At 66.3% G+C, this 22,039-nt stretch carries 23 protein-coding genes and 2 pseudogenes; 9 read left to right on the top strand and 16 right to left on the bottom strand.

The genetic code is table 11. The annotated features are described in order from the left end of the window. The 4 genes from OHB24_RS20730 (at window position 1) to OHB24_RS20715 (ending at window position 6,840) form a co-directional block, all read left to right on the top strand. Window positions 1-963 (top strand): TauD/TfdA family dioxygenase, encoded by a 963-nt coding sequence (locus tag OHB24_RS20730; RefSeq protein ID WP_327640724.1) that lies wholly within the window; start codon window positions 1-3, stop codon window positions 961-963. Further along, window positions 960-3,119 carry a carbamoyltransferase family protein gene (locus OHB24_RS20725; RefSeq protein WP_327640723.1) on the top strand — a complete coding sequence of 720 codons (2,160 nt, stop codon included), beginning with the start codon at window positions 960-962 and terminating at the stop codon, window positions 3,117-3,119. The genes OHB24_RS20730 and OHB24_RS20725 overlap by 4 nt, the downstream gene beginning before the upstream one ends. 62 nt (window positions 3,120-3,181) lie before the next feature. Next, window positions 3,182-5,017 carry an ABC transporter ATP-binding protein gene (locus tag OHB24_RS20720; protein ID WP_327640722.1) on the top strand — a complete coding sequence of 612 codons (1,836 nt, stop codon included), beginning with the start codon at window positions 3,182-3,184 and terminating at the stop codon, window positions 5,015-5,017. After that, on the top strand, window positions 5,017-6,840 hold the full coding sequence (locus OHB24_RS20715; RefSeq protein WP_327640721.1) for an ABC transporter ATP-binding protein: 1,824 nt from the start codon (window positions 5,017-5,019) through the stop codon (window positions 6,838-6,840). Before OHB24_RS20720 ends, OHB24_RS20715 begins: the two co-directional genes overlap by 1 nt. Window positions 6,841-7,598: 758 nt before the next feature. Here OHB24_RS20715 and OHB24_RS20710 read toward each other — a convergent pair. Then, a complete protein-coding gene (locus OHB24_RS20710) occupies window positions 7,599-7,757 on the bottom strand; it encodes a hypothetical protein (RefSeq protein ID WP_327640720.1) in 159 nt (52 codons plus the stop codon). 320 nt (window positions 7,758-8,077) lie between these two features. Here OHB24_RS20710 and OHB24_RS20705 point away from each other — a divergent pair, with 320 nt between their 5' ends. Next, on the top strand, window positions 8,078-9,007 hold the full coding sequence (locus tag OHB24_RS20705; protein WP_327640719.1) for a hypothetical protein: 930 nt from the start codon (window positions 8,078-8,080) through the stop codon (window positions 9,005-9,007). A 49-nt stretch (window positions 9,008-9,056) separates the two neighbouring features. Here OHB24_RS20705 and OHB24_RS20700 read toward each other — a convergent pair whose 3' ends face one another. Together OHB24_RS20700 and OHB24_RS20695 are read right to left on the bottom strand one after the other, a co-directional pair. Next, a complete protein-coding gene (locus tag OHB24_RS20700; protein WP_327640718.1) occupies window positions 9,057-9,818 on the bottom strand; it encodes a carbohydrate ABC transporter permease in 762 nt (253 codons plus the stop codon). 75 nt (window positions 9,819-9,893) lie between these two features. Then, entirely contained in the window at window positions 9,894-10,049 is a 156-nt protein-coding gene (locus OHB24_RS20695; RefSeq protein ID WP_327640717.1) for a hypothetical protein, read from the bottom strand. A gap of 262 nt (window positions 10,050-10,311) precedes the next feature. Here OHB24_RS20695 and OHB24_RS20690 point away from each other — a divergent pair, with 262 nt between their 5' ends. From OHB24_RS20690 to OHB24_RS20680, 3 genes are all read left to right on the top strand, one after another. Next, complete coding sequence (locus tag OHB24_RS20690; RefSeq protein WP_327640716.1) at window positions 10,312-10,623, top strand: TraR/DksA family transcriptional regulator; 312 nt, start codon at window positions 10,312-10,314, stop codon at window positions 10,621-10,623. Window positions 10,624-10,731: 108 nt separating this feature from the next. Beyond that, complete coding sequence (locus tag OHB24_RS20685) at window positions 10,732-11,127, top strand: TraR/DksA family transcriptional regulator (RefSeq protein WP_327640715.1); 396 nt, start codon at window positions 10,732-10,734, stop codon at window positions 11,125-11,127. Window positions 11,128-11,210: 83 nt separating this feature from the next. Next, window positions 11,211-11,945 (top strand): rod shape-determining protein, encoded by a 735-nt coding sequence (locus OHB24_RS20680; protein ID WP_327640714.1) that lies wholly within the window; start codon window positions 11,211-11,213, stop codon window positions 11,943-11,945. Here the strand turns inward: OHB24_RS20680 and OHB24_RS20675 are convergent. The 13 genes and pseudogenes from OHB24_RS20675 to OHB24_RS20620 all read right to left on the bottom strand — a co-directional run bounded on the left by OHB24_RS20675 (window position 11,926) and on the right by OHB24_RS20620 (window position 21,756). Then, entirely contained in the window at window positions 11,926-12,297 is a 372-nt protein-coding gene (locus OHB24_RS20675; RefSeq protein WP_327641177.1) for a hypothetical protein, read from the bottom strand. The two genes, OHB24_RS20680 and OHB24_RS20675, sit on opposite strands and share 20 nt — an antisense overlap. Window positions 12,298-12,426: 129 nt before the next feature. Continuing rightward, complete coding sequence (locus OHB24_RS20670) at window positions 12,427-12,591, bottom strand: hypothetical protein (RefSeq protein ID WP_327640713.1); 165 nt, start codon at window positions 12,589-12,591, stop codon at window positions 12,427-12,429. Between the two features lie 341 nt (window positions 12,592-12,932). Beyond that, the gene (locus OHB24_RS20665) at window positions 12,933-13,172 is read right to left on the bottom strand and encodes a hypothetical protein (RefSeq protein ID WP_327640712.1); all 240 of its coding nucleotides are present in this window, start codon (window positions 13,170-13,172) and stop codon (window positions 12,933-12,935) included. A 135-nt stretch (window positions 13,173-13,307) separates the two neighbouring features. Continuing rightward, window positions 13,308-13,421: pseudogene (locus OHB24_RS20660) on the bottom strand (hypothetical protein); the annotation flags it as partial. Window positions 13,422-13,618: 197 nt separating this feature from the next. Continuing rightward, window positions 13,619-13,765: pseudogene (locus OHB24_RS43335) on the bottom strand (AsnC family transcriptional regulator); the annotation flags it as partial. Between the two features lie 239 nt (window positions 13,766-14,004). After that, entirely contained in the window at window positions 14,005-14,292 is a 288-nt protein-coding gene (locus tag OHB24_RS20655; protein WP_327640711.1) for a hypothetical protein, read from the bottom strand. Further along, complete coding sequence (locus OHB24_RS20650; protein ID WP_327640710.1) at window positions 14,289-15,797, bottom strand: hydrogenase large subunit; 1,509 nt, start codon at window positions 15,795-15,797, stop codon at window positions 14,289-14,291. The genes OHB24_RS20655 and OHB24_RS20650 overlap by 4 nt, the downstream gene beginning before the upstream one ends. Beyond that, window positions 15,794-17,308, bottom strand: coding sequence for a proton-conducting transporter transmembrane domain-containing protein (locus OHB24_RS20645; RefSeq protein ID WP_327640709.1), 1,515 nt, complete (start codon window positions 17,306-17,308; stop codon window positions 15,794-15,796). The genes OHB24_RS20650 and OHB24_RS20645 overlap by 4 nt, the downstream gene beginning before the upstream one ends. Window positions 17,309-17,324: 16 nt before the next feature. Further along, window positions 17,325-17,969 (bottom strand): hypothetical protein, encoded by a 645-nt coding sequence (locus OHB24_RS20640; RefSeq protein ID WP_327640708.1) that lies wholly within the window; start codon window positions 17,967-17,969, stop codon window positions 17,325-17,327. A gap of 5 nt (window positions 17,970-17,974) precedes the next feature. After that, complete coding sequence (locus OHB24_RS20635) at window positions 17,975-18,895, bottom strand: respiratory chain complex I subunit 1 family protein (protein WP_327640707.1); 921 nt, start codon at window positions 18,893-18,895, stop codon at window positions 17,975-17,977. 14 nt (window positions 18,896-18,909) lie between these two features. Beyond that, a complete protein-coding gene (locus OHB24_RS20630) occupies window positions 18,910-20,910 on the bottom strand; it encodes a proton-conducting transporter transmembrane domain-containing protein (protein ID WP_327640706.1) in 2,001 nt (666 codons plus the stop codon). A gap of 7 nt (window positions 20,911-20,917) precedes the next feature. Further along, entirely contained in the window at window positions 20,918-21,391 is a 474-nt protein-coding gene (locus OHB24_RS20625; protein WP_327640705.1) for an NADH-quinone oxidoreductase subunit B family protein, read from the bottom strand. After that, window positions 21,388-21,756 carry an ArsR/SmtB family transcription factor gene (locus tag OHB24_RS20620; protein WP_327640704.1) on the bottom strand — a complete coding sequence of 123 codons (369 nt, stop codon included), beginning with the start codon at window positions 21,754-21,756 and terminating at the stop codon, window positions 21,388-21,390. Before OHB24_RS20620 ends, OHB24_RS20625 begins: the two co-directional genes overlap by 4 nt. Before the next feature lie 89 nt (window positions 21,757-21,845). On the opposite strand from OHB24_RS20620, the gene OHB24_RS20615 reads away from it, so the two are divergent. Further along, window positions 21,846-22,031, top strand: coding sequence for a hypothetical protein (locus OHB24_RS20615; protein WP_327640703.1), 186 nt, complete (start codon window positions 21,846-21,848; stop codon window positions 22,029-22,031). Window positions 22,032-22,039 lie beyond the last annotated feature (8 nt).

Genomic DNA, 22,039 nt, shown 5'->3' with positions numbered 1-22,039 from the left:
GTGCCGATCGACAACACCCTGTTGACCGCTCGTGAGGCAGCGGATCGCCGACTGCTCGTGGACCACATCACCAACCAGCCGGCCGCCCTCGACGACAAGCTCCGCGACCGCGGCGCCGTTGTTTTCCGAGGTTTCGAGTTCTCGCCTGCGGATCACGCCGAGCAGCTCTTCGGCGCGCTGAACGCTGAAATGCTCACGTATACCGAGCGATCGTCGCCGCGGACCGAGGTGGCCGACAGGGTGTACACGGCCACGGACTACCCCGCGCGTCATCCGATTCCGTTTCACAACGAGAACTCCTACCAGATGTCCTGGCCGCGCTGGCTCCTCTTCTACTGTGAGAACCCAGCCGAGACGGGCGGCGAGACACTGATCTCCGACGTCAGGACAGTAGCGGAGTCGCTGTCAGCCGACACCGTCGAGGACTTTGCCGGACGAGGGTGGTCGGTACAGCGGAACTTCGGTGGTCCGATCGGTTTGGATTGGCAGACTGTCTTCCAGACTGACGACCGTGCCCAGGTCGAGCAGTATTGCGCGTCGCAATCAATCGAATGCGAATGGCTCGCGGATGCACGGCTGCGTACGCGTGCCAGCCGCTCGGCGTTCGCGCGGCATCCTGAGTCCGGTGATCGCGTCTGGTTCAATCACGCCGCGTTCTTCAACGTGAGCTCCCTCGACGAGTCGACGTCCGCGGCGCTTCTGGACATGTTCGAGGAGGACGAGTTGCCGTCACAGACCTACTACGGCGACGGCGAGCGGATACCAGACGGGGTCCTGACCGAGATACGCACGGCGTACGACGAGGCCTCGTACAGCCATGTCTGGACGCCGGGCGATGTCATGATCGTCGACAACATGCGGATGGCGCACGCGCGCCGCCCGTTCACCGGCGATCGCCGAATCATGGTCGCGATGGCCGGCACAGTGCACCGCGAAGACGTCGAGTGGGTGAGCGCGTCATGACCAAGTGGATCATCGGCTGCTCGGGAAACTATTCAGTTCACGACCTGAGCTTCACCCTGGTCGACGCGGACTCCGGTGAGGTGGTCTACGTCGGCGAGCAGGAGCGCTGGTCACGAATCCGCCACAGCATCGGCGCTCTTCCGCACGCAGGGATCCTCGCTCGGGCGCTGTCGCGGCACGGGATCGAGGTCGACGACATCGAGCTGATCGCGGTGGGCTGTGACCCCGAGCTGTTCAGACTCGAGTACAACCGCGAGGCCTTTCGCTTGACCGAGCAGCGAGTTCTCGAAACGGTCGGACTCGGCTCCGTGCCGCGGGCGCACTTTCCGCATCATCAGGCACATGCAGCTTCAAGCTTCTACCCTTCGAACTTCGACGACGCGGTGATCCTCACTGTCGATGGTCAAGGCGAGGAGACCACCTGTGCGATCTTTCGTGGCGATCCCGGCCGCGCGGTGGTGCCGCTGTGGGAGAAGTCAGGCGACTCCATCGGCAACCTGTACACGCGAGTGACCCAGTGGCTGGGGCTCGGGTACATGGGCGACGAGGGTAAGACGATGGGACTGGCACCGTACGGCAGTCCACGGTACGTCGATCTGTTCCGTGAACGCATCCTGCATTGGGACACCGCCGATGGTGAGTTCTCGATCAACAAGGACATATTGCAGGGCTACGACATCGAGTCCGTCCTAGGAGCACGGCGCCGGTCCGACGACGAGCTCACCGAGTACCACAAGGACGTCGCGGCAACGATCCAGCTGATCACGGAGGAGATCCTGCTCGGTCTGGCCAACCGGGCCCGAACGTTGTCAGGGCAGGCATCAGCAATCTGTCTGGCTGGCGGGGTCGCCCTGAACAGCGTTGGCAACGGGAAACTCGAACGCTCGGGACTCTTCACCGACTACCACTTCGCGCCATGGGCCGGGGACTCCGGCCTATCGATCGGAGCCGGTCTGCTCGGCTATCACCAGGCGAAGCCGCAGCGGCAGGGACACCGCTGGACGGTCGGAGATGCCTACCTCGGTGACGCCGTGTCCGAGGTGGAGGTGGTCACCGCCCTGGAGGCAGCGGGGCTGCCGATCGTCAGAATCGACGGGCCGGAGAGGGAAGCAGCCGACGATGTGGCCGGCGGACTGGTGATCGGCTGGTGCCAAGGGCGTGCCGAGGTCGGGCCGCGTGCTCTGGGCAACCGGAGCATCCTGGCCAATCCGGCGGTTCCCGACATCGCCCGAAAGGTCAACGAGAAGGTAAAGTTCCGCGAGGTCTGGCGCCCGTTCGCGCCGAGTGTTCTGGTCGAGGACGCGAAGAAGTACTTCGACGACGTCCGGCTGTCGCCGTACATGATTACTGTGAACTCGTTCAACGCAGCATCGCGAGACCTCTTCCCGTCGGTGACCCACGTGGATTACTCCGGCCGGATCCAGACGGTCACAGAGGAGCAGAATCCGTTGTACCGCCGTTTTCTGTTGGAACTGAGGAAACTCACCGGGCATGGAGTGGCCCTGAACACGTCGCTGAATATCAAGGGCGAACCGATCGTCGACTCGGCAGAGGACATGATCACTGCATTCCTCAGCACTGGTCTGGACGCGATCTACATCGGGAACCACGTGTTGCGGAAGTCGATGCCCGGACTGCCGACGGTCGAACGCTTCAACTCACAACGACGCCAGCTGATCGAGGCGGTCGCTGAGGTCGAGCACGACTCAGCGACCGTGATCCTGCTCGAGTCCGAGTTGGAACGAAACCTGAAAGGCTATGGACGCGATGCCATCAGCGTGGCGCTGCGCAACATCGGCTCGGTCTGCCAGGACGTGCAGATCGCGACCGACGCGCCGTCCGTGCCGGATGCTCTCGCCGGCGACCTCAAGGTTGTGAACCTGACCGAGATGGTCGCGGGAGAGGTTCCGGTCGGTGACATCTTGTTCGTCTATGCCGAAGCCGCACTGTTCGGCGTCGAAGGGCAGGCTGTGCTTCGTCGTCTTGTGGCAGCCACCGGCAAACCAGGCATCGTCGTAGTGGGCGACCGAACCGCGCACCAGTCAGGAACTGTGCGGGAGTACTCCGAACTGTGGCGCCGGGCCTACTTCCAGTATCCGCCGCCGGAGGGACACGGCGGTGACGAAGCGTCGGCGCTGATGCACCAGGCAGGATGAATCGACAGATGTCGCCTCGATCGAGAATGGTTGGTCGCCGTGCCTTCCTCATCCGCGGCCGGATGAGGAAGGCGCTGGCGCCGTTCCGCGATGCTCCGGCACGGATCGCGCTAATCCGAGTCGTCTGGAACAGCAGCAGGTTGCTGACGGCGACCGCCGCTCTCGCGATCCTCGTCAGCGCCGGACTTGGAACCGGTGGGGCCGTGATCAGCGGTCATCTCATCGGAGCGGCTGCCGACGTGGGGCCGGGCACCAGCTTGCGCGATCCGTTCTACACGTTGCTTGTGGGTAGCCTGGTCGTGATCATCGCGAGCACCGTGCTCCAGCAGATCAATGAGTACGTCGTGCTGCGACTCGGACTGCGAACCGAATTGAGGATGCGTCGCTTCGTTCTTGAGGCATCGGTGCGGCCCGCGGGTGTCGCGCATGTGGAGTCTGCGGCCGGGAACGACCTGGTTGCGATCGCCGGCGGGGTTGGTCCCGCGTCTCAAAACACGCCCGCCAAGGCAGCAGCGGGTCTCTTCGCGGTCGCCTCGCGTTGGGCGACATCCCTGGGGGCGGCGGGCGTCGTTTCGTTCTATTGGTGGTGGGCGGGACCGGTGCTCCTGGCGAGCTGGATGGCATTGGCCGCGACCTCCCGAAAGATCCGGCTGGAGGTTCTGAAGCTCTGGACTGGTCACTCATCCGAGTTGCGCCGAGCCGACTACCTGCGTGACCTGGCCATCAGTCCCGCCGCGGCCAAGGAACTGAGAATCTTCGGCTTCGCACCGTGGCTGATCAGCCGCCATTGGCAGCTCTGGCTGCAATCCATGCAGGTCGTCTGGAAGCATCGGCACCGATCGGTGGGCCGCCTCGTTCCTCCACTGCTTGTAGTAATTCTGATCCACGCGGTCGTATTTGCGACCCTGGGCTCCGAGGCTCTGAACGGTTCCGCATCGGTCGCGGACGTGGGGACCGTCGTCTTCGCGATCCTGAACATCAACGCGATCACGGCCTGGACTGACGACGATGTGAACCTTGAGTACGGCAGTCGGGCAGTCCAGGCAGCCGCAAGCTGGTCGGACGCAACATCGAGCGATGTGCCTGAGTCGCCGGTCATGCCGCGGCTCACCAGCGCGATCGTCTTCGACGGCGTGTGGTTCCGATACCCCGGCACAGAGCGCTGGATCTGCCGTGATCTGCACCTGGTCATCCCGGTCGGCGTCTCGACGGCCGTCGTCGGACTCAACGGTGCTGGAAAAACCACGATCGTCAAACTGCTCCTGGGCATGTACCGGCCAGACCGTGGCGTCATCACCGCTGACGGAATTGACATCAGCACCTTCGAGCCGGCGGAATGGAGGCACCTGATCGCCCCCGTCTTCCAGGACTTCCTGCGGCTCGAACGATCGTTGCGGGACAACATCACCATGGGCGCAGGCTCGTCGGGTGATGATGAGGACAAAGCCATCATGAATGCAGCGGAGGCGGCTGGTGCGACCGACGTCATCAATTCGGTTCCTCATGGCCTCGACACAATTGCATCGACCGCGTTCACCGGTGGCACCGATCTCTCCGGTGGACAGTGGCAGCGGCTGGCGATCGCGCGCGCGGTGTACGCGATCGATCACGGCGCAGAGCTCGCGATTCTGGACGAGCCGACCGCGCACCTCGACGTACGTGCTGAGGAGGCGGTATTCGCCCAGTACCTGCAGCTGATGTCGGCCAAGACTGCGATCCTCATCTCGCATCGGTTGTCCGCTGTTCGGCGCGCCGCCAGGATCATCGTTCTCGAGCACGGCCAGGTCCTCGAGTGCGGGACGCATGAGGAGCTCATGGCCGCGGGCAGCCGGTACGCCGAGCTGTACAGCTTGCAGCGAGACCGGCTGTTGGCCGGCGTCGATTTGGGGGACGGCTGATGGCGCCGATGCCGGTGAGACGTCGGCAAGTATGGCTGCGACGACTGGATCTCGTATTCGGCACGGCCTTCCGGGTCGACGCAAGGCTGGCTGTGCTGGCGCTCACCCTGCTCCTGGTGGAGCGGATGCTCCCGGCCCTGGCGGCATTGAGTGCGAAGGCACTCGTCGACGCGGTAAGGGCAACAGATGGCCATGGGATCGCGCTGTCCTCAGCCGCGCTGGCGGGCTACATCGGTCTCGTCGTCGCCATCGGGTTTCCACGCTTCGTCATGTTCACGACGCTGAATGAGCGGACAGCGGGAAGGATCGACCGCCAACTGGCCGAGCTGGTGACGGGTTCCACAGGAATCCAGCACTACGAGGATCCCGAGTTCTCCGATCGACTCCAAGTCGTCCGTGAACGCCGCCAGATGCTTGCGGAACCAGCCGGGACCGCGTTCTTCGCGCTCGCGGCAATTGTTGAGGCTGCCATCACCCTGTCCTTGCTGGCGCACATCAGCCCTGTCCTACTCCTTGTGCTCGCGCCTGGTGCGCTGACCCTGGCAGCGTCCGGCCTCGCCGGTCGCCGGGCCGGGGTGGCATGGCTGGAGGCCAGCGAGAAGTCGCGGTCGGCGGCGTACTTCTTCACCCTCGGAACGTCCGCACGGTCGGCGTTGGAGGTTCGGGCGTACGCCATGAGCAACTGGCTGCTGCAGCAGTACTCCACCGCGGCCGCAGACGCGGCAAGACGGAGGGAGCGCGGCAAGCTCGTAGCTGCGCCGATCATTGTGGCCGGGCAGTTGGTCTCTGTCTTTGGCTACTTCGCAGCGATCTTCTGGGTCTCCCTGCTGATCAGGGACGGCAGCGCCACAGCTGGGGACCTGGTCCTCGCCGTTCTGTTGGCGAACCGCGCATTCGCCGCAGTTCAAGGCGTCGCGGGGAATCTGACCGCACTCGCCGAGGTCATGACGATCGCCTCTGCCTACCTGTGGCTCGAGCGATACATTGATGGGCTTCGCCGCCCGGCGTCGCGCTCCACGCCCGAAGACGGCCTTCCCAACCGGTCGGTGAGTGGGTTGCAGGTATCCGGACTCAGGTTCAAATACCCGCACAGTACGAGATTCGTCCTGGATGATGTCACCTTCAACGTGCCGGCAGGAAAGGTCGTCGCAATCGTTGGGGAGAACGGGGCCGGTAAGTCGACCTTGGTCAAGATCCTGACCCGCCTCTACGACCCGACCGACGGCACGATGCTTCTCGATGGTGTCGACATCGCGGACGTCGATGCCAACCTCTGGCAGCAGCGAGTAACTGGGGCTTTCCAAGACTTCCTTCGTCCGTACCTGACGATGCGCCAAGCTGTGGGCATCGGATCCCCGGCGACGATGGACGACAGCCGCGTGACGGATTCGCTCCTCAAGGCGGGCATGCAGCCCGTGGTCGCGAACCTGGAGGCCGGGCTCGACACACAACTGGGCCGGTCGTTCGACGGCGGGGTGGAGTTGTCAGGCGGTCAATGGCAGAAAGTCGCCATCGGGCGAGGCTTCATGCCGGATGCGCCGCTACTGGTTCTGCTCGACGAGCCTACAGCCAGTCTCGACGCGCAGTCCGAGGAGGCGATCTACCGTTCCTTCGCACAGCGCGCCAAAAGCTGGGCGGACGACCACGGCGCGATCACCGTCCTCGTGTCTCACCGATTCTCGACCGTGCACTGGGCGGATCTGATCTTGGTACTGGACGAGGGCACGATGGTGGAGTCGGGAACGCACACCGAGCTCCTCGAGCTTGGCGGGCACTACGCGACCTTGTTCGATCTGCATGCGAGGCAGTTCGCGGAGGATTGAGCGTCCGGCTACCGAGTCGCGCTCGCGGCTGACGACATCCTTCGCGGTGGTCATAGATGCTTACACTGCCCGACAGCCGGCCCCGTCACCGTGTTGGGCTGCTGGTCGTCCCTGTGAGGCGCGCTATTCCCAGTACACGTCAACGGACCGCGAATGGCACTGCCGGCTATCTCGACATTCCCGAGGTTGTCAGTCAGCGCAACAGGTCCGTTCACGGCCACACGATCGATGGTTGTGCCATGACTCGTTCCAGCAACCGTCAGGGGCCCGGAGACAGTAAATCTGTCAACTCGGACGGTGCCGCTTGCACCGGTGACAGTGATCGAGCCAGTGAGACGCCCCCCAGAAAGCCAGATGGCCTCAGGTTTCTCAGAGCTGAGCGTGCCTACGATGGTGCTCGACACGGCGACTAACGAGGCGCCGGCCGCAACCCGGACCGGCCCGAGCACGGTCGCCGATCTCAGGCACGTGACGCCACTGCTAACAGTCAGTGGGCCCCGCGTGGGTGCCAGTGATTGTCTGACGACAGTCGGCGACTGACAGCACCGCGCGAACAGGAGAGTGACTGGGACGCGCGGGGCCCGTGCCGGTGATGTTGCGGACGTCGAGATAGTCACCGTTGGCCCGCCGAGCCGTTGCTTGTTGCCGAGAGACAGCTTGCCGACTCGGCGATCGGCGTACTGCGTCAGTCGCAGCTCGACTGTGGCCGCATCGAGCATGCCAGGGATCTTCGACGCCGGGACGCCGTGCAGCATGGCCTAGAGGGCCAGGTTCTGCCGGCAGGTCAGTTCGGTAGGCCAGCGGGCAGCCGACCAGTCGGTGCGGTCAAGGCCGTGGCCGTGGCCGTGGCCGTGGCCGTGGCCGGCGATGGTGAGCGTTCCGCTGGTCGGTTTGAGCATGCCGACGACGAGCCGCATCGGTGTGGTCTTTCCCTGCGGATCACGGTAGGTCTCGGCGCCGCCCGTCCGGCGTCGTATGACGCTTACCGCCGGTGCATTCAGCCCGGGGGTCAAGACATCCGGATCTGGATCGGATCCGGATCGGGATGCTCGGATAGACGGCGTGACCTGCGGCTTTTCGTGTCGCCGGGGTGGCGTGGTGGTGCGGCAGCTCAGTCCCTGATGGCAGAACGGTTCCTGGTCAAGCGACCGCAGCTCCAACATCACTGGAGGACAAGATGCGTCAAGCTGACGGTCCTAGTCGGGGAGATCTTCAGGCATTGCAAGGTAATCGGTGCATGGGCGACGGAGACCAGGTCCTCGCCGCGGCCGGCATCGACACGACCGCACCCGGGGGCTTCCGGGGGGCGCGGTGGCCGAAGTGCACGACGGCCGACGGCAGCGAGGCGCCGCACGTCATCAACGCCCTGCTGACGTGGCAGCAGCCGCACCCGATCTTTCTCGCCGAGCTGGACTACCAGGCACATCCCACCAAGGCCACGCTGAGGAAGTGGCGGGACATCGTTGCCGACACCGCCGATTTCCTCGCCTCCTGGGCATTCTGGGACGACAGCACGAGCCGCTACGTGCTCGGCCCGCCGATGCACCTCGTGTCGGAGAACACCGATCCCAAGACCACCCAGAACCCCACCTTCGAGCTCTCCTACTGGCGTTTCGGCCTCCGCGTCGCACAACAGTGGCGCGAACGTCTCGGTCTGCCCGGCGATCCCCAGTGGCAGCGCGTCCACGACGGGCTCGCGGCCCTGCCGGTCCAGGACGATTCCTACGTTCTGCACGAGGGCGTCGAAAACATGTGGACGGAGAAGAACTACGAGCACCCGGCGCTGATCGGTGCGTTCGGCTGGCTGCCGGGTGACGGCGTCGACATCCCCACGATGGACCGCACCGCCGACCGGGTCTTCACCGGCTGGAGGTTCTCCCGTACCTGGGGATGGGACTTCCCGATGCTGGCGATGTGCGCCGCGCGACTCGGGCGCCCGGACGACGCGGTGGACTTCCTGCTCCACCCGTCCGACGGCTTCCAGTTCGACGACGCCGGCCTCGCCACCGGCGGGCCGTTCCCCTACTTCCCGAGCAACGGCGCCTTGCTCTACGCCATCGCCTTCATGACCGCGGGCTGGCACGGCGCACCGGACCGCCCCACCCCCGGATTCCCGGCCGACGAGCGCTGGGTGGTGCGTTCCGAGCAACTGACTCCGGCCCTCTGAGCGGTGCGGCCGATACAGGACCAAGAGCGACGCACCCGGTGTCCGGAGGTCAGCGTCCGGAGCCAGGGAGCCCGCCTTGCAGGCCGGCGAGGAAGTACTTCGACAGGAACAGGAACAGCAGCAGGAGAGGGATGCTGGCCAACGCGTAGCCGGCGAACAGCGGTCCGTACTCCGTGGCGTTCTGGGTCTGGAAGAACTGCAGGCCCGCCGACACCGTCCGCAGGTTGTTGTCGGCGATGGTGAGCAGCGGCCAGAAGAAGTCGTTCCACACCCCGATGACGGTAACCAGGGAGATCGTCCCGACCACCGGCAACGACAGCGGCAGCATGATCGACCAGAACATCCGGGGCCCCGACGCGCCGTCCACCCGGGCCGCGTCGAACAGCGCCTGCGGGATCTGCGCCACGAACGTCTTCATCAGCAGCGTTCCGAGGACCGCTCCGCCGGCGACATGGGGATCACGAGCACCAGCCGGGTGTTCAGGATGCCGAGATCCCGCATCAGGACGAAGAGCGGGATCAGGCTGGAGATCCCGGGGCACCATCAACAGCAGCGCCACGAGGGCGAAGCGCGCTTTGCGGCCGAAGAACTCGTACCGGGCGAAGACGAAGGCTGCCACCGTGCTCAGCAGCAGGGTTCCGGCGATCGCGGCCGCGGCGACGAGCAGTGACGTGACGAAGTAGGGCTGGATCTGTTGCCAGGCGGTGCTGTAGTTCTCCAGCTGCAGCGGCAGCGTCGGCCGCCAGAAAATGGCGTAGTACTGCTGGTTGGTCTTCAAGGACGTCATCAGCATGAACAGGAACGGGAACACCCGATGAAGGCGATCAAGCTGAGAGCCAGGACCACCAGGGTCTGGCCACTGCGCCGCCGTCCGCCTCTCGCGGTCTCAGAGCGACTTGACATCTGCTTTGTCCCCTCGCTTGATGAAGACCACGACGATGGTCAGTACGACGGTGATCAGGGACATCGCGGTCGACAGCGTCGCCGCGTAGCCCCATTGGCTGCCTTGGAACGCGACACCGAGCATCCGCAGGACGGGCACCTGGAAGACGTCGTTTGCTCGTGAAAGCTGGCGTCGGATGGGCTCGGTCGACGCTGGGTTCTCCGTAAGTTCTGACATCGTTGTCCGGCATGGGGCCTGAGCGCCTCGCCAAATGGGTGCTGGTCCCGATGGTTACTGCGGCCGGTGTCGCGCATGGTGGAGGCAGGACGCAACTGGGGCGAACGGTTCATTTCATGTGGTGCCGTTGGCGGCAGTGGCGTCTACTTTCGTTCCCCCGTGTTCGTGAGAGGACGTACCTTCAGTGACCACCGTGGCCCGCTCCGTGAAAATGACCGTGCATGAGGCCCGCCAGCGCCTGCAACACGAACGCAACTCTCGTCTCACCCAACTCAGCGCCATCGAGGACGGTGCCGCCCTTGCGGACGGGGACCTTGCGACGGCGCAGACAGCCGCCATCCGGCGCGTGCTGACCGAGATCACGGCAGCTGAAGACCGTCTGACCGACGGCACCTTTGGCACGTGCCAGGGCTGCAGCACCCGCATTCCGGTTGAACGACTGGAGATCCTGCCCTACGTGAGCTGCTGCGTCAGCTGTCAGCAGCGCGCCACCTGATCGGCGCCTACCAAATCGGGCCACGGACCGAGGTGGTGCTGCGCGGCTCGCCCGTGGATGGCCTGTCCAATCTGTTGTCTTCTGACGCCTTGTCAAGGGTGTGAAGTCTTGAGCTACACGTTCGCCACTGTTCGCCGGTCCGAACTAGGTCTCGAGGACCTGGACGCGCTGCGCGCATGCCTTCATGATGAGCGCCGGTTCCGGCTGGAGCAGCTGGACGGCCTCGGCGAGACCTGGCCGAGCCCCGACGATCTGCCGGCCTGCCAGCACGCGAAAGCGCGTGAAGAGGTGCTGACCGCTCTTGCCGCGGCCGCCCAACTGGTGCTCACCGATGTCGATGCAGCGCTGAGCCGGATGGACGCCGGCCTGTACGGCAGCTGTCACCTCTGCGACCGGCCCATTCCGCTGGCGAGCCTGCGTATCCTCCCACACGCCCGGTACTGCGGTCCGTGCCACCAACTCAAGGAGTCAGTCTCGTGGCGCCTCAAGAACGGAGTCTCGTAACTCCGGCCTCGCGTACACCGTTTTCGCGTACGGCGGCGCTACGGCGCCGTGGTACGTGGTCGGCCGGCCAGCGGTTGTCCGGCGTGGCGATCGACCTGGGCAGTGCCCGCACGAGGGCGTGGATGCCGGACCATGGTCTGATCGTCGACGAGCCCACGATCATTTCGCCTGGCGCGGACGGCGGCAGTCGTCCCGTGCACCGCGGCGTCGTCGTCGACGAGGCGGGCGCCGCTCGCATACTCGAGCGCCTCCTCGGCCATCGAGCCGGCCTCGGTCACTACTCGATGGTTGTCTTGACCACCCCGGTCCTGTGCGCTGGTCAGCATCAGCGCGTGGGCCGCGCCGCGCTGGAGGTTCTCGATGCGCGGGTCGTGCTGACCATTGACGGTGTGAAAGCCGCCGCGCTCGGAGCAGGAGCTGACTTGGCCCGGCCACTGCTGGTGCTGGACATCGGAGCAGGCCTGACCGAAGTGGGTTTGCTAGTGGATGGTGGCCTGGCGCAGGCCCATCGGTTGGACGTGGGAACCTCCGATCTTGGCGCGACCACGACCGTTGCCGAGCTCGTGCAGTCGATCGTCGCGGTGGTGACCGATCTCCTGCGCCTTGACTGCGGTGGACTGGTTGTCGATGCCTTGGACCGTGGGCCGCTACTCACCGGAGGTGGCGCGCTGCGTCCGGAGATCACCTACCGGCTGGCCAAACAGCTGGCAGCGCCGGTGCGGCCTGCTCCCGCCCCCCAGACTGCCGCCGTCCGCGGCGCCGGTCTGGCCATGGTCGCCGCCGACCGCCACCCCGTCATTACCAGCCAGCCTCTGTGATCCCACGTCGCCTATCAGTTGAGCCGCCGGCACCGCCCCACCCGACTGCGTCGCGAAAGGGCCCAGCCGTATCGCCATGGTCGATGTTCCGCAGCGATGACTCGGTCATGGCCGTCATGACCGCGATGACCTTGCCCCCATCGCCTACCTCAAACCTGTCGCCGACGCCGACGATCACCGCCAGGTTGGAAGCCTGCTCAGCATCAAGGCTGACCTCGTTCAGGGTCTGGACCGCCTTGCAGGTATCGGCATCTTTGCCTGCGACGGCGAGTGGTGGCACCAGAGTGGCGGCGAGACGACCAGGATGGCACGGCATCTGACGATCGGGGTGATCTGCCGTCCACAGGACCACGAACCCATGCCAGCCCAGGGGTGCTCGGGGATCCCGAGCGAGGGCCTGGAGCTCCGGAGTTGTCGCGGCGGTCACGTCGCGCACGATGGCGTGCGCGTTGTGGACCTTCAGCTCCTCCCACTGGCTGACTTACGGAAGCATGCTGCGGGCAACCCCGCCGGCGTCAGGCGCGTCCACTGGGTCCGCGAAGATGGTGACTGCGTCTTGCCACTGGGCGTAGGTGTGGACCGTGGAGTCGTAGGTCCAGATCGTCGTACCGAACGCAGCGGCGTATCGCTGCGGGTCCGTGGTCACCGGGCGAACCCACGCAGCGAGCTGCCCTTCGGGCGCTGCCGGTGTGCTGGTTCCGATGACCTCCCCACCGCCAGGCCTGTCGGTCGCCCCGTGTGCCACGTACGGCGTGTCGTCCCAGCGGACCCGAGGCGGTGATCCGGATCGTGTTCGCCGGAAGAAGCCTGGATGCTGCCGACCCTCCTGGGAAGGAAGGTCGAACCAGACCACACCACCTACCGATTCGACCGCCTTTCACCCAGAATCCTCACCCTGCTCGAACCACACCGCATCCAGCCCGGAACCTGGGCCGCGCGCCTCGAGAAGCTCGCCCCACTTCGCTGATGACCTGCAAGCCGAGTTTGCTAGCCCAAACGCGTACGGCTGCCGGAACGCCGGCCGGTTGAACCACATGCCGGCCCGCCGCATCCCGGCGTCACGTAGATCACCGGGTACCGCCGGTCGCGGTCCTCGTCGTACCCAGGCGGCGAGTACACCAGCAGCGGCCGTTCGCACGGATCCCCGAGCGGGTTGTCACGCAACAGCACGCTGTCGATCACACCATGATCGAAACGTCCGGCGAGTACGGCGGCATAGGGCAGCATCACGGTCTCCTGTCCAGTCGTACAGGACCGTAATCGGTACGCACGGCGTCCCGGGCCGGCGCCGCGGAATCGCGACGTTCCGTCGGATCGCGCCCACTGCGACCGGCCGCGACGTGGACGCGGCCTGACGATCCGTCAGGCTCGTTGAACGGCCTCGACCGAGGTGAGCACGATCGTCGTGACGACCTGCCGGACGCCTTCGATCGCCATGATGTCGTCGAGCAATTGCTGCAGCGACGCCGTTGAGGCGGCGCGGACCCTTCAGCAGGGCGCACCACTGGCCGGTCACCCGGTGACACTCCTCGACCATCGCCTCCGGAGTGGACGTCTCGAACATCCGATCCAAGGCCTTGGCCAGCTGATCGGTCGACCTGTACCGACACGAAGGGGCACAGCCCGAGATCGACGGCTGTCCAGTCCACCACCGCCCGATACCCGCGGATCGCGCCGTCTCGCTCGAGCCGCTTGACGCGCTCATGGACGGCCGGACGCGACACATGCACACGCCGAGCGATCTCCTCATGACTCATCCGCCCCTGGGCGGAGACCAGCCTGACGATCTCCCTGTCCACCCTGTCGAGGTCCTTGGGCATGAATGTTCATCCATTCGGTCGGGTCATTGCTCGGGTCCCATCCTCACGCCTGGCCACGACGGCGGCCCCAGTAGGCGATGTGATGCAGAGTTGCTAAGATTTGCAACTGCTCATCTACGAAAGCTACAGCGGTGCCTGTGTCGGAGCAGGTGCTGCTGGGGGTCGTGGCACCCACCGGAAGCTGGGTGTGAGCATCGCGGCCGCCAGCTGGTGCACAAGCTGGCGGCCGTTTCACCCGATCAGAAGATGTAGAAGCCGGTGACGGCGGTCGGGAGGATGCCCAGGATGAGCCACGGCGAGAAGGGTGTGCGTTGGTGGATGAGGCGCATGCCGGCGACCGTCAGCAGGCCGATGACGCCCGACATGAGCCACAGTCCGATGCCGCGACCGCGCTCGGTGTCCGTGAAGCCGATGCTGTAGACGGCGAGAGACACCGCGGGAACGCTGCCGACGTGGAACAGGATGACTGAGGCGACCCACTTCTGGACGGTCTCGATCTTCATCGGGCGGGGCTGGCGCCGTTTCATAGGTCGTTCCCTGCGTAGGAGAGGTTGAAGCTCTTGTTGGTGAGGGGGAAGTCGGGGACGATCGTGTCGGCCAGGGCGACCGGGAGGGCCGGCCAGTTGAAGAACGACGGGTCGACGATCTTGAGGCGGGACACGGTTCCGTCCGGGGCGAACTCGATCCGGTGCGCGATCGTTCCGCGCCAGCCTTCGACCAGACCGACGCCGGACGACCGTCCGGCGGCCAGCCAGCCGGGCTTGGGTGTTTCCGCGCTCAAGGGTGGCCGGGTGGCGAGTAGTTCGGTGATCAGCGCGACGGATGCGTGGATCTCGTCGACGCGGGTGAGGAGTCTCGACAGGACGTCCCCGGCGGCATGAGCCGAGGCAGGCACCCGAGCCGTCAACGGTGTGAACGGGTGGTCGCGGCGAGCGTCGCGGTCGAGTCCGCTGGCGCGGGCGACGTACCCGAGGGTTCCGATGTCACGGGCCTGTTCGAGGCCCAGTACGGCGGTTCCGGTCATCCGGTCGAGTACGACGCTGTTGGCGAGCGCGATATCGACGATCTCCTGGATATCGGCGGCGATCGCGGCGAGGACCTCCGGTGTGGGGAGGGAGCGGACGCGGACGGCACCGGGTGCGATCGCGCCGCGCAGGAGGCGGTGTCCGGTGACGTCCTTGTTGAGGCGGAGCAGTTGCTCGCGGATTCGTTGCGCGTGGGCGTTGGCGATGCCGTATCCCACGTCGTTGCACAGGGCACCGATATCCGTCACATGGTTGTAGAGACGCTCCAGCTCCAGCAGCACGGCTCGCAGATCCTGGGCCTGTCCTGACAATCGCCAGTCCCGGGCCTCTTCGACGGCGAGGCAGAACGCGAGAGCGTGCCCGACGGCCGTGTCGCCGGAGATCCGCTCGGTCAGGGGCAGGACGTCGGCGATCAGTTTGCCCTCGGCAAGCTTCTCGATTCCTTTGTGCACGAACCACAGTCGGGCCTTGAGTTTGAGGATGGTCTCGCCGACGACCGAGAACCGGAAGTGGCCGGGTTCGATCAGCCCGGCATGAATCGGGCCGACCGGGATCTCGTACACCCCGGTGCCCTCGACCTTGACGAACGGATACGGCTCGTCGACATCGCCGAATTCGGGTGGCTCTCCGGCGTCGCGGCGCATCGGGAACCACCCGTCCGGCCAGTGCTGGTGCAGTACGAGCCGCCGCGGCAACGGATGGTCCGTCACCTCGATGCCGAACAGGTCGTGCAGCTCGCGCTCGAACCGCCCGGCCGGGAACGACAGCGATGCCAGGCTCGGGATCCGGGGCTCGGAGCGACTCGTGGTCAGGACCAGTTCGACCCGCCGGTCGGGCTGCGCGGCGACGAAGAGGTAGACCACGCGGAAGCCGTCCGGGTCGTCGTGGCCGGAGATCAGCGCGAGGCGAAAGCCGTTCTGCAGCAGGGCGGTCGCCCGGTCCCCGAGGGTTGCCGCGGTCACCGTCGACTGGCGGCGGTTCGGATAGGTTCTGACGTCCGGGCTCATCGGGTCCCCACGATCTGGGCAGCGGCGTGCAACAGCTGACCAAGCGGCCAGTCGACGATCCCCAGTACGGCGACCACGACCAGACCCGCCGTCAACGGCACCACGATCGACACCCGCAGCGCCTTCATCGTCGCGACACCTCCTTGCCCGGTCGGATTGGGTTCGCCGGATCCGAGGAGGAGACCGGCCGCCTTGGTGCTGATGGCGACGAAGACGACGAGCAGGAGGGTGAGTACGACGGCCATCACCCATCCCAGGTGTGCATCGATTCCGGCGCGGATCAGGCCGATTTCGCTGACGAAGAGGCTGAACGGCGGGAGACCGAGCAGCGCGGCCAGCCCGACCGCGAACAGTCCGGCGAGTACCGGCGTACGCGCGAACAACCCACGAACAGCATCGATCCGGGTGCTGCCTTCCCGAGCGAGGATCTCGCCCGCGCCACAGAACAGCACCGCCTTGCCGAGACCGTGCCCGACGATGTGCAGCAGCGCGGCCGCGATCGCCAACGGCGTACCGATCGCCAGCCCGACGACCGCGAGCGCCATGTGCTCGATGCTGGAATACGCGAGCAGCCGCTTGTAGTCGCGCTGCGCCAGGAGCAATCCCGCGGCCAGCAGCAACGACAACAAGCCGACCACGAGCAAGAGACCGCGAACGAACCGCGGATCGACACTGGAAACCGCGATGACCCGATACCGGGCCAACGCGTAGACCGCGACCGGGAGCAGTACGCCGGACATCAGCGCGGACACCGGCGCCGGCGCCTGACTGTGTGCGTCCGGGAGCCAACTGTGCAACGGCACGAGCCCGGCCTTCGTCCCGAACCCCAGCACCAGCAGTGCAAACGCGAGCCGCATCACCCCGGAATCCAGATCGCCCGCGTGCGCGACCAGCTCGGTCCAGTCGAGCGTCCCGTGCTCCGTGATGCCGGCCTGCTTCGCGGCGTAGTTGACCAGCACCGTCCCCAGGTACGCCAGCGCGATCCCGACCGAGCAGATGATCACGTACTTCCAGGTCGCCTCGAGCGACTTCCGGGTACGGCGGTGTCCGACCAGGAACGCCGTCACGATCGTGGTGGCCTCGACCGCCGCCCAGAGGAGACCGAGGTTGTTCGCCAGCACCGCGACGACCATGGCGGCGATGAACAGTGGCACGAGTACGCCGTACCGCTGGGCGCCGGTCGCGTCGGTGTGCCCCGTAGCCAGCTCGTCGTCGACGTACCCGGCACTGGACCACGTGGCGATCACACCGACGGCGCCGATGACGATCAGCATCAGTCCCGACAGCGCATCGATCCGCAGCCACCGACCGGCCTCGACGACACCACCGTCCGCGGTCCACGCCGCCGCGATTGCGCCGACGGCAAGGACGGCCCCGGTCGCGGCAACCGTCGCGATGGCGACCGATCGCCGCCAGCCGAGCAGTCCCGCGGCGACGGCCGCCGCGACCGGCGCGACGACCGGCGCCGATACCAGCAGGACAGCGGCACCGCCGGTCAGGTCGGTGGTCATCGAGTTCCCTCACTCATCAGTCGTGCAGCTCCCGGAGCTCATCGATGTCGGTGCCACCGAACGTCACCCGCATCCGGGCGGTGAGTACCTGCAGCACGAGCACGACCAGCAGTACGTCGAGGGAGACGGCGAGCTCGACGATCCCGGGGACGCCGCCGGTGATCAGGAACGCGGTCGTCGCGATCCCGTTGTCGAGCAACAGGAACCCGACGATCTGCGACAGCGCCCGTCGCCGCGTCACCAGTACGAAGAATCCGATCAGCACCATCGCCAAGCCCACCGGAACCGCGTGCGTCTCGGCCGACGGCGACAGTCGCACGAGCGGACGGCTGGCGGCGTACGCGAGGAGAGTCAGCAGGGCCGCGGCCACGATCGACGCCGTCACGTTGATCAGTGGCTCCGTCTCCCGCGCTTCACCGCTGTCGCGGAGCACACGGCGGAGAATGGTCGGCACCACAAGCGCTTTCAGGACCAGGACTCCGAACCCGACCACGCCGAGCTCGACGCTGTCCAGCCGGATGGCGAGGATTCCCGCGAGGACGCCGAGCAGGACACCTTGCAGGATCAGCAGCCGCAGGATCGCCGACAACTCACGGCGCCACAGCACCATCACCGACGACAGGAGCAGCCCGCCGCAGATCAGATAGAGCCATTGGGTCATCACGATCACGCCAGGAAGAACGAGGACGAGACGGCAAGCACACCGAACAGGAACGAACCGGCCAGCAGTTCGGGCACCCGGAACAACCGCAGCTTCGCCATGAACACCTCTCCGGCGGCCAGCGCCGCTCCCAGTACGGCGACCTTCACCACGAATGCGGCGACACCGATGAGCAACGCCACCGGCGACGCGGACGTGGCGACTCCCCAAGGCAGGAAGAGATTCGCCCACAATCCCAACAAGAGCGTCAGCCGCAACGCCGAGGCGAACTCCACCAGTGCGAGGTCGCGGCCGGCGTACTCCAGCACCATCGCCTCGTGGATCATCGTCAGCTCGAGGTGCGTCGACGGGTTGTCGACCGGCAGCCGCCCCGCCTCGGCGATCACCACGACGGCCAGCGCGACCGCGGCGAGCAGCGACGCCGGGGACAGTACGTCGCCCGGCGCCTGCTGACCACGCTCCACGATCGCGGCCAGGTTCGTCGAGCCGATCCGGGCGGACAACGCGAAGCCGGCCAGCAGGATCGTTGGCTCGGCCAACGCCGCGATCGTGATCTCCCGGCTCGCGCCCATCCCGCCGAACGCCGTACCGGTATCCAGCCCAGCCAGCGCCAGCGCGACCGTCCCGAGCAACAGCAACGCGACGACCGCGAACAGATCAGCCACGCCATCCAACGGCGAGGCGGTCGCCACAAACGGCGCCACGGCCGCGATCACGACGGTCGTCGCCACCAGAACGGCCGGGGCCGCGGTGAACACCCAGCTCGAGCCTTCAGGCGAAATCGGCTCCTTGCGGAACAGCTTCCGCAGATCACGCCACGGCTGCCCGATACCGGCCCCTGCCCGTCCCTCCATCGAGGCACGCACCTGCCGCATCAGTCCCACCAGGTAAGGCGCCAGGACGATCAGCAGGACCAACTGGATCACAACTCCGACGATGCTCACGTGGTCAGTCCCACCACGACCAGGACCGTGATCAGGCCCGCCAGCCCCAGCGCGAGATACCGGTGCACGCTGCCGTTCTGCAGCCGGCTGAGCACGCTGCCGAATTTGTTGCCGGCCGCAAACACAGGTGGATACAGCGACGCCTCGAGCCGGTCGTCGACTCGCTGCCGGTACTTGACGCTCTCGATCAAGTACTCCGATTCCGCATGGTGCGTCACGTCGACGTCGTACTCCGGACGCAGTACGTCGTCGAAGACCCGCGTCAGCGGCTCCGCGAACGAGGTCGCTGTGTACTCCATCCGCGGGTCGAGCCGCGTACCGCCGCAGCCCCACACCAACGACGTGCGGCGCGGCAACCCACGCCGGACCAATGCGACCACAACCAGCGCCGCCGCCAGCAATCCCGCCAGAATCAGCAAGGGCGACATCGACCCCTGGATCCCCGCCAACCGCAACGTCACCCCACCACGCAACGGCGAACCGTCGCGCACGGAAGGCAGTACCTGCAACGCTCGAGCCAAGGTCGGCCCCAGCGAGGCAGGCGCCATCGCCAGGCCCGTACACACCACCGCCGCGAGCAGCATCGCGCCGCGCATACTCATCGGCGATTCCTTCGCCGCTGCAGCCGATTCCGACCGAGGACGCGCCAAGAACCCGACGCCGAACGCCTTCACGAACGTCGCCACACCGAGCCCCGCGGTCAGCGCCACGACACCGACCGCCAACGGCATCGCCACCGCGACGACGGCATCGGCGCCCGGCAAACCGTGGATCAGCCCCTGCACCAGCAGCCACTCGGACACGAACCCGTTGCCCGGCGGCAACGCTGCAGCCGCCAACGCTCCAACACCGAACAAGGCTGTCGTCACAGGCATCCGCGAGACCAACCCACCGAGACTGTCCAGATTGCGCAGACCCGTGGACCGCAGTACGGAACCGGCGCCCAGGAAGAGCAGTGTCTTGAAGCCTGCGTGGTTCACCGCGTGCAGCAGCGCCGCCGCGATCAGCAGGCTCGCCAGCGTCCGGTTGCCGTCGGCCGCGAACATGCCACCCGCTCCGACCGCGAGCAGGATCAGTCCAAGGTTCTCGGTCGTCGAGTAGCCGAGGAGGCGTTTCAGGTCGGTCGCGACGATGGCCTGCAGTACGCCGTACACGGCTGACAGGGCTCCGAACGTCAGCACGAGAAGCCACCACCAGCGCGGGCCACCACCGAGCAGGTCGAGGCCGACGCGCAGGATCCCGTACAGGCCGAGTTTCACCATCGCCGCGGACATCAACGCCGACACGTGACTCGGCGCCTCGGGATGGGCCCTGGGCAACCACACGTGCAGCGGCATCAGACCGGCCTTCGAGCCGAACCCGATGAAGATCAGGACGAAGACGATCGAGCGCGACGTCCCGGACAGCTGCGCCGCGCGCAACGCGTCGAACGATTCGCTACCGGCCTTCGACGCGAAGAGTACGAGACCGAGCAGGATCGCAACCAGGCCCGCGTGCGTCATCGCGCCGTACCAGACGCCTGCCTCGCGGACCGCCGGCCGGAGCCGGTGTTCGGCGAGCACCAGCGCGAGCGAGGTCAGCGCCATCAGCTCCCACAGGACCAGGAACGTCGTGACATTGGCCGCTACCGGCACCAGGATCATCGACGCGACGAACAACGGCAACAACGCCTGCGCAGTCCGCGAACCGGCGTGATCGCTGTAGCCGATGCTGTATAGCCCCGCGACGATCGCAACACCGCCAACCAGCACACAGAACACACCGGACAACGCGTCGACGCCGATCGACGCCTCACTCAACGGAAGCAACTGCTGGATCCGCGCGGAGTACGTCTCACCGCTGACGGCCGCCGCGCCGGCCACCACTCCAAACGCGCCAGCGACGGACGTCGCCACCCCCGCGACCACGCGTCGTGGACGTGGTGAAGCCACTGCAGCGCCTAGCGCCCCGAGCCCGGCGACCACCAGTACACCGAGCAGCGCCCAACCAATCGTCATCGGCCAGTCATCGCCCGGTCAGGTCCCGCAACGCTTCGATGATCTGCGGCGGCTCCGGAGGGCAACCCCGTACGACGACATCGACCGGAATCACGTCCGCGACGGCACCCTCGACGCCGTACCCGCCCGCGAACACGCCACAGTCGTGCGCGCAGTCCCCCACCGCCACGACCCGCTTCGGCGCCGGCGTCGCGTCGTAGGCCTTCCGCAACGGTTCGGCCATGTTCCGCGTCACCGGACCGGTCACCAGCAGCACGTCCGCGTGCCGGGGCGAGGCGACCAGGCGCGCGCCGTACCGCTCCCCGTCGTACACCGGCCCGAACGCCGAGCCGATCTCGATCTCACAGCCGTTACAGGACCCGGCGTCGACATGGCGCACCTGCACTGATCCCCGGAGTACGTCGTCCTTCACGGGCTCCCGCTCTGGTGCGGGCTCCGCAACCCGGCCGGTCGAGCGGATCTTCCGGAACAGCGCTCTCATCGGGCTGCTCGCCGTACTCGCGACCGCCTTGAAGTAACGGAGTCAGCGCGCAAGCCGTCCAGCAGCTCCACCTGTTCCGACAACACCGACGTCAAGATGCCCCTGGCCACCGCGAGCAGCTCGGCCACCCGCGGACTCGTCAACGCGTAGTACACCTGCGAACCCTCACGCCGCGCAGTCACGAGACCTGCCCGACGCAAGACCGCCAACTGCTGGGACAGGTTCGACGCCTCCAGGCGGACCTCCGGCAGCAGTTCGCTGACCGCCATCTCGCGCTCGCTCAACAACTCCAGGACACGGATCCGCGCCGGATGCCCCAGCGTCTTGAAGAACTCCGCCTTCAACTGATGCAGCGGTGTCGTCATCCTGCAGCCTCCGGTCAATCCATGTTGTGCGAAATGCATGCGATCACGAATTGAAGAATTCTGCAACTCGTGGATAAGGTAGCCCCATCATGGACACGTTCACCGAGGCACTGCACCAGCGGATCACCTCCGCTCGGGAACAACTCCGCGCTGCCCAGCAGACCGGAGACCTCGACGCCGAGCGCATCTACTCCGGCGAACTCGACAGCCTGCTCCGCCAAGCTCTCGAGAACGGCATCACCGTTCCGTCGGAGGGCACCGGCGAGCACGCCTGAACGACCGA

The organism is Kribbella sp. NBC_00482, from assembly GCF_036013725.1.
Lineage (GTDB): Bacteria > Actinomycetota > Actinomycetes > Propionibacteriales > Kribbellaceae > Kribbella.
The sequence above is the reverse complement of the archived record's forward strand: the minus strand, read 5'-3'. Positions and strand labels throughout refer to the sequence as shown.

Excerpts from the sequence above, each read along its gene's own strand:
- OHB24_RS20725 (WP_327640723.1), top strand. The coding sequence starts at position 960 with ATGACCAAGTGGATCATCGGCTGCTCGGGAAACTATTCAGTTCACGAC.
- OHB24_RS20720 (WP_327640722.1), top strand. The coding sequence starts at position 3,182 with ATGAGGAAGGCGCTGGCGCCGTTCCGCGATGCTCCGGCACGGATCGCG.
- OHB24_RS20715 (WP_327640721.1), top strand. The coding sequence starts at position 5,017 with ATGGCGCCGATGCCGGTGAGACGTCGGCAAGTATGGCTGCGACGACTG.
- OHB24_RS20710 (WP_327640720.1), bottom strand. The coding sequence starts at position 7,757 with ATGCGGCTCGTCGTCGGCATGCTCAAACCGACCAGCGGAACGCTCACC.
- OHB24_RS20705 (WP_327640719.1), top strand. The coding sequence starts at position 8,078 with ATGGGCGACGGAGACCAGGTCCTCGCCGCGGCCGGCATCGACACGACC.
- OHB24_RS20665 (WP_327640712.1), bottom strand. The coding sequence starts at position 13,172 with ATGCTGCCCTATGCCGCCGTACTCGCCGGACGTTTCGATCATGGTGTG.
- OHB24_RS20655 (WP_327640711.1), bottom strand. The coding sequence starts at position 14,292 with ATGAAACGGCGCCAGCCCCGCCCGATGAAGATCGAGACCGTCCAGAAG.
- OHB24_RS20650 (WP_327640710.1), bottom strand. The coding sequence starts at position 15,797 with ATGAGCCCGGACGTCAGAACCTATCCGAACCGCCGCCAGTCGACGGTG.
- OHB24_RS20645 (WP_327640709.1), bottom strand. The coding sequence starts at position 17,308 with ATGACCACCGACCTGACCGGCGGTGCCGCTGTCCTGCTGGTATCGGCG.
- OHB24_RS20640 (WP_327640708.1), bottom strand. The coding sequence starts at position 17,969 with ATGACCCAATGGCTCTATCTGATCTGCGGCGGGCTGCTCCTGTCGTCG.
- OHB24_RS20630 (WP_327640706.1), bottom strand. The coding sequence starts at position 20,910 with ATGACGATTGGTTGGGCGCTGCTCGGTGTACTGGTGGTCGCCGGGCTC.
- OHB24_RS20625 (WP_327640705.1), bottom strand. The coding sequence starts at position 21,391 with ATGAGAGCGCTGTTCCGGAAGATCCGCTCGACCGGCCGGGTTGCGGAG.
- OHB24_RS20620 (WP_327640704.1), bottom strand. The coding sequence starts at position 21,756 with ATGACGACACCGCTGCATCAGTTGAAGGCGGAGTTCTTCAAGACGCTG.
- OHB24_RS20615 (WP_327640703.1), top strand. The coding sequence starts at position 21,846 with ATGGACACGTTCACCGAGGCACTGCACCAGCGGATCACCTCCGCTCGG.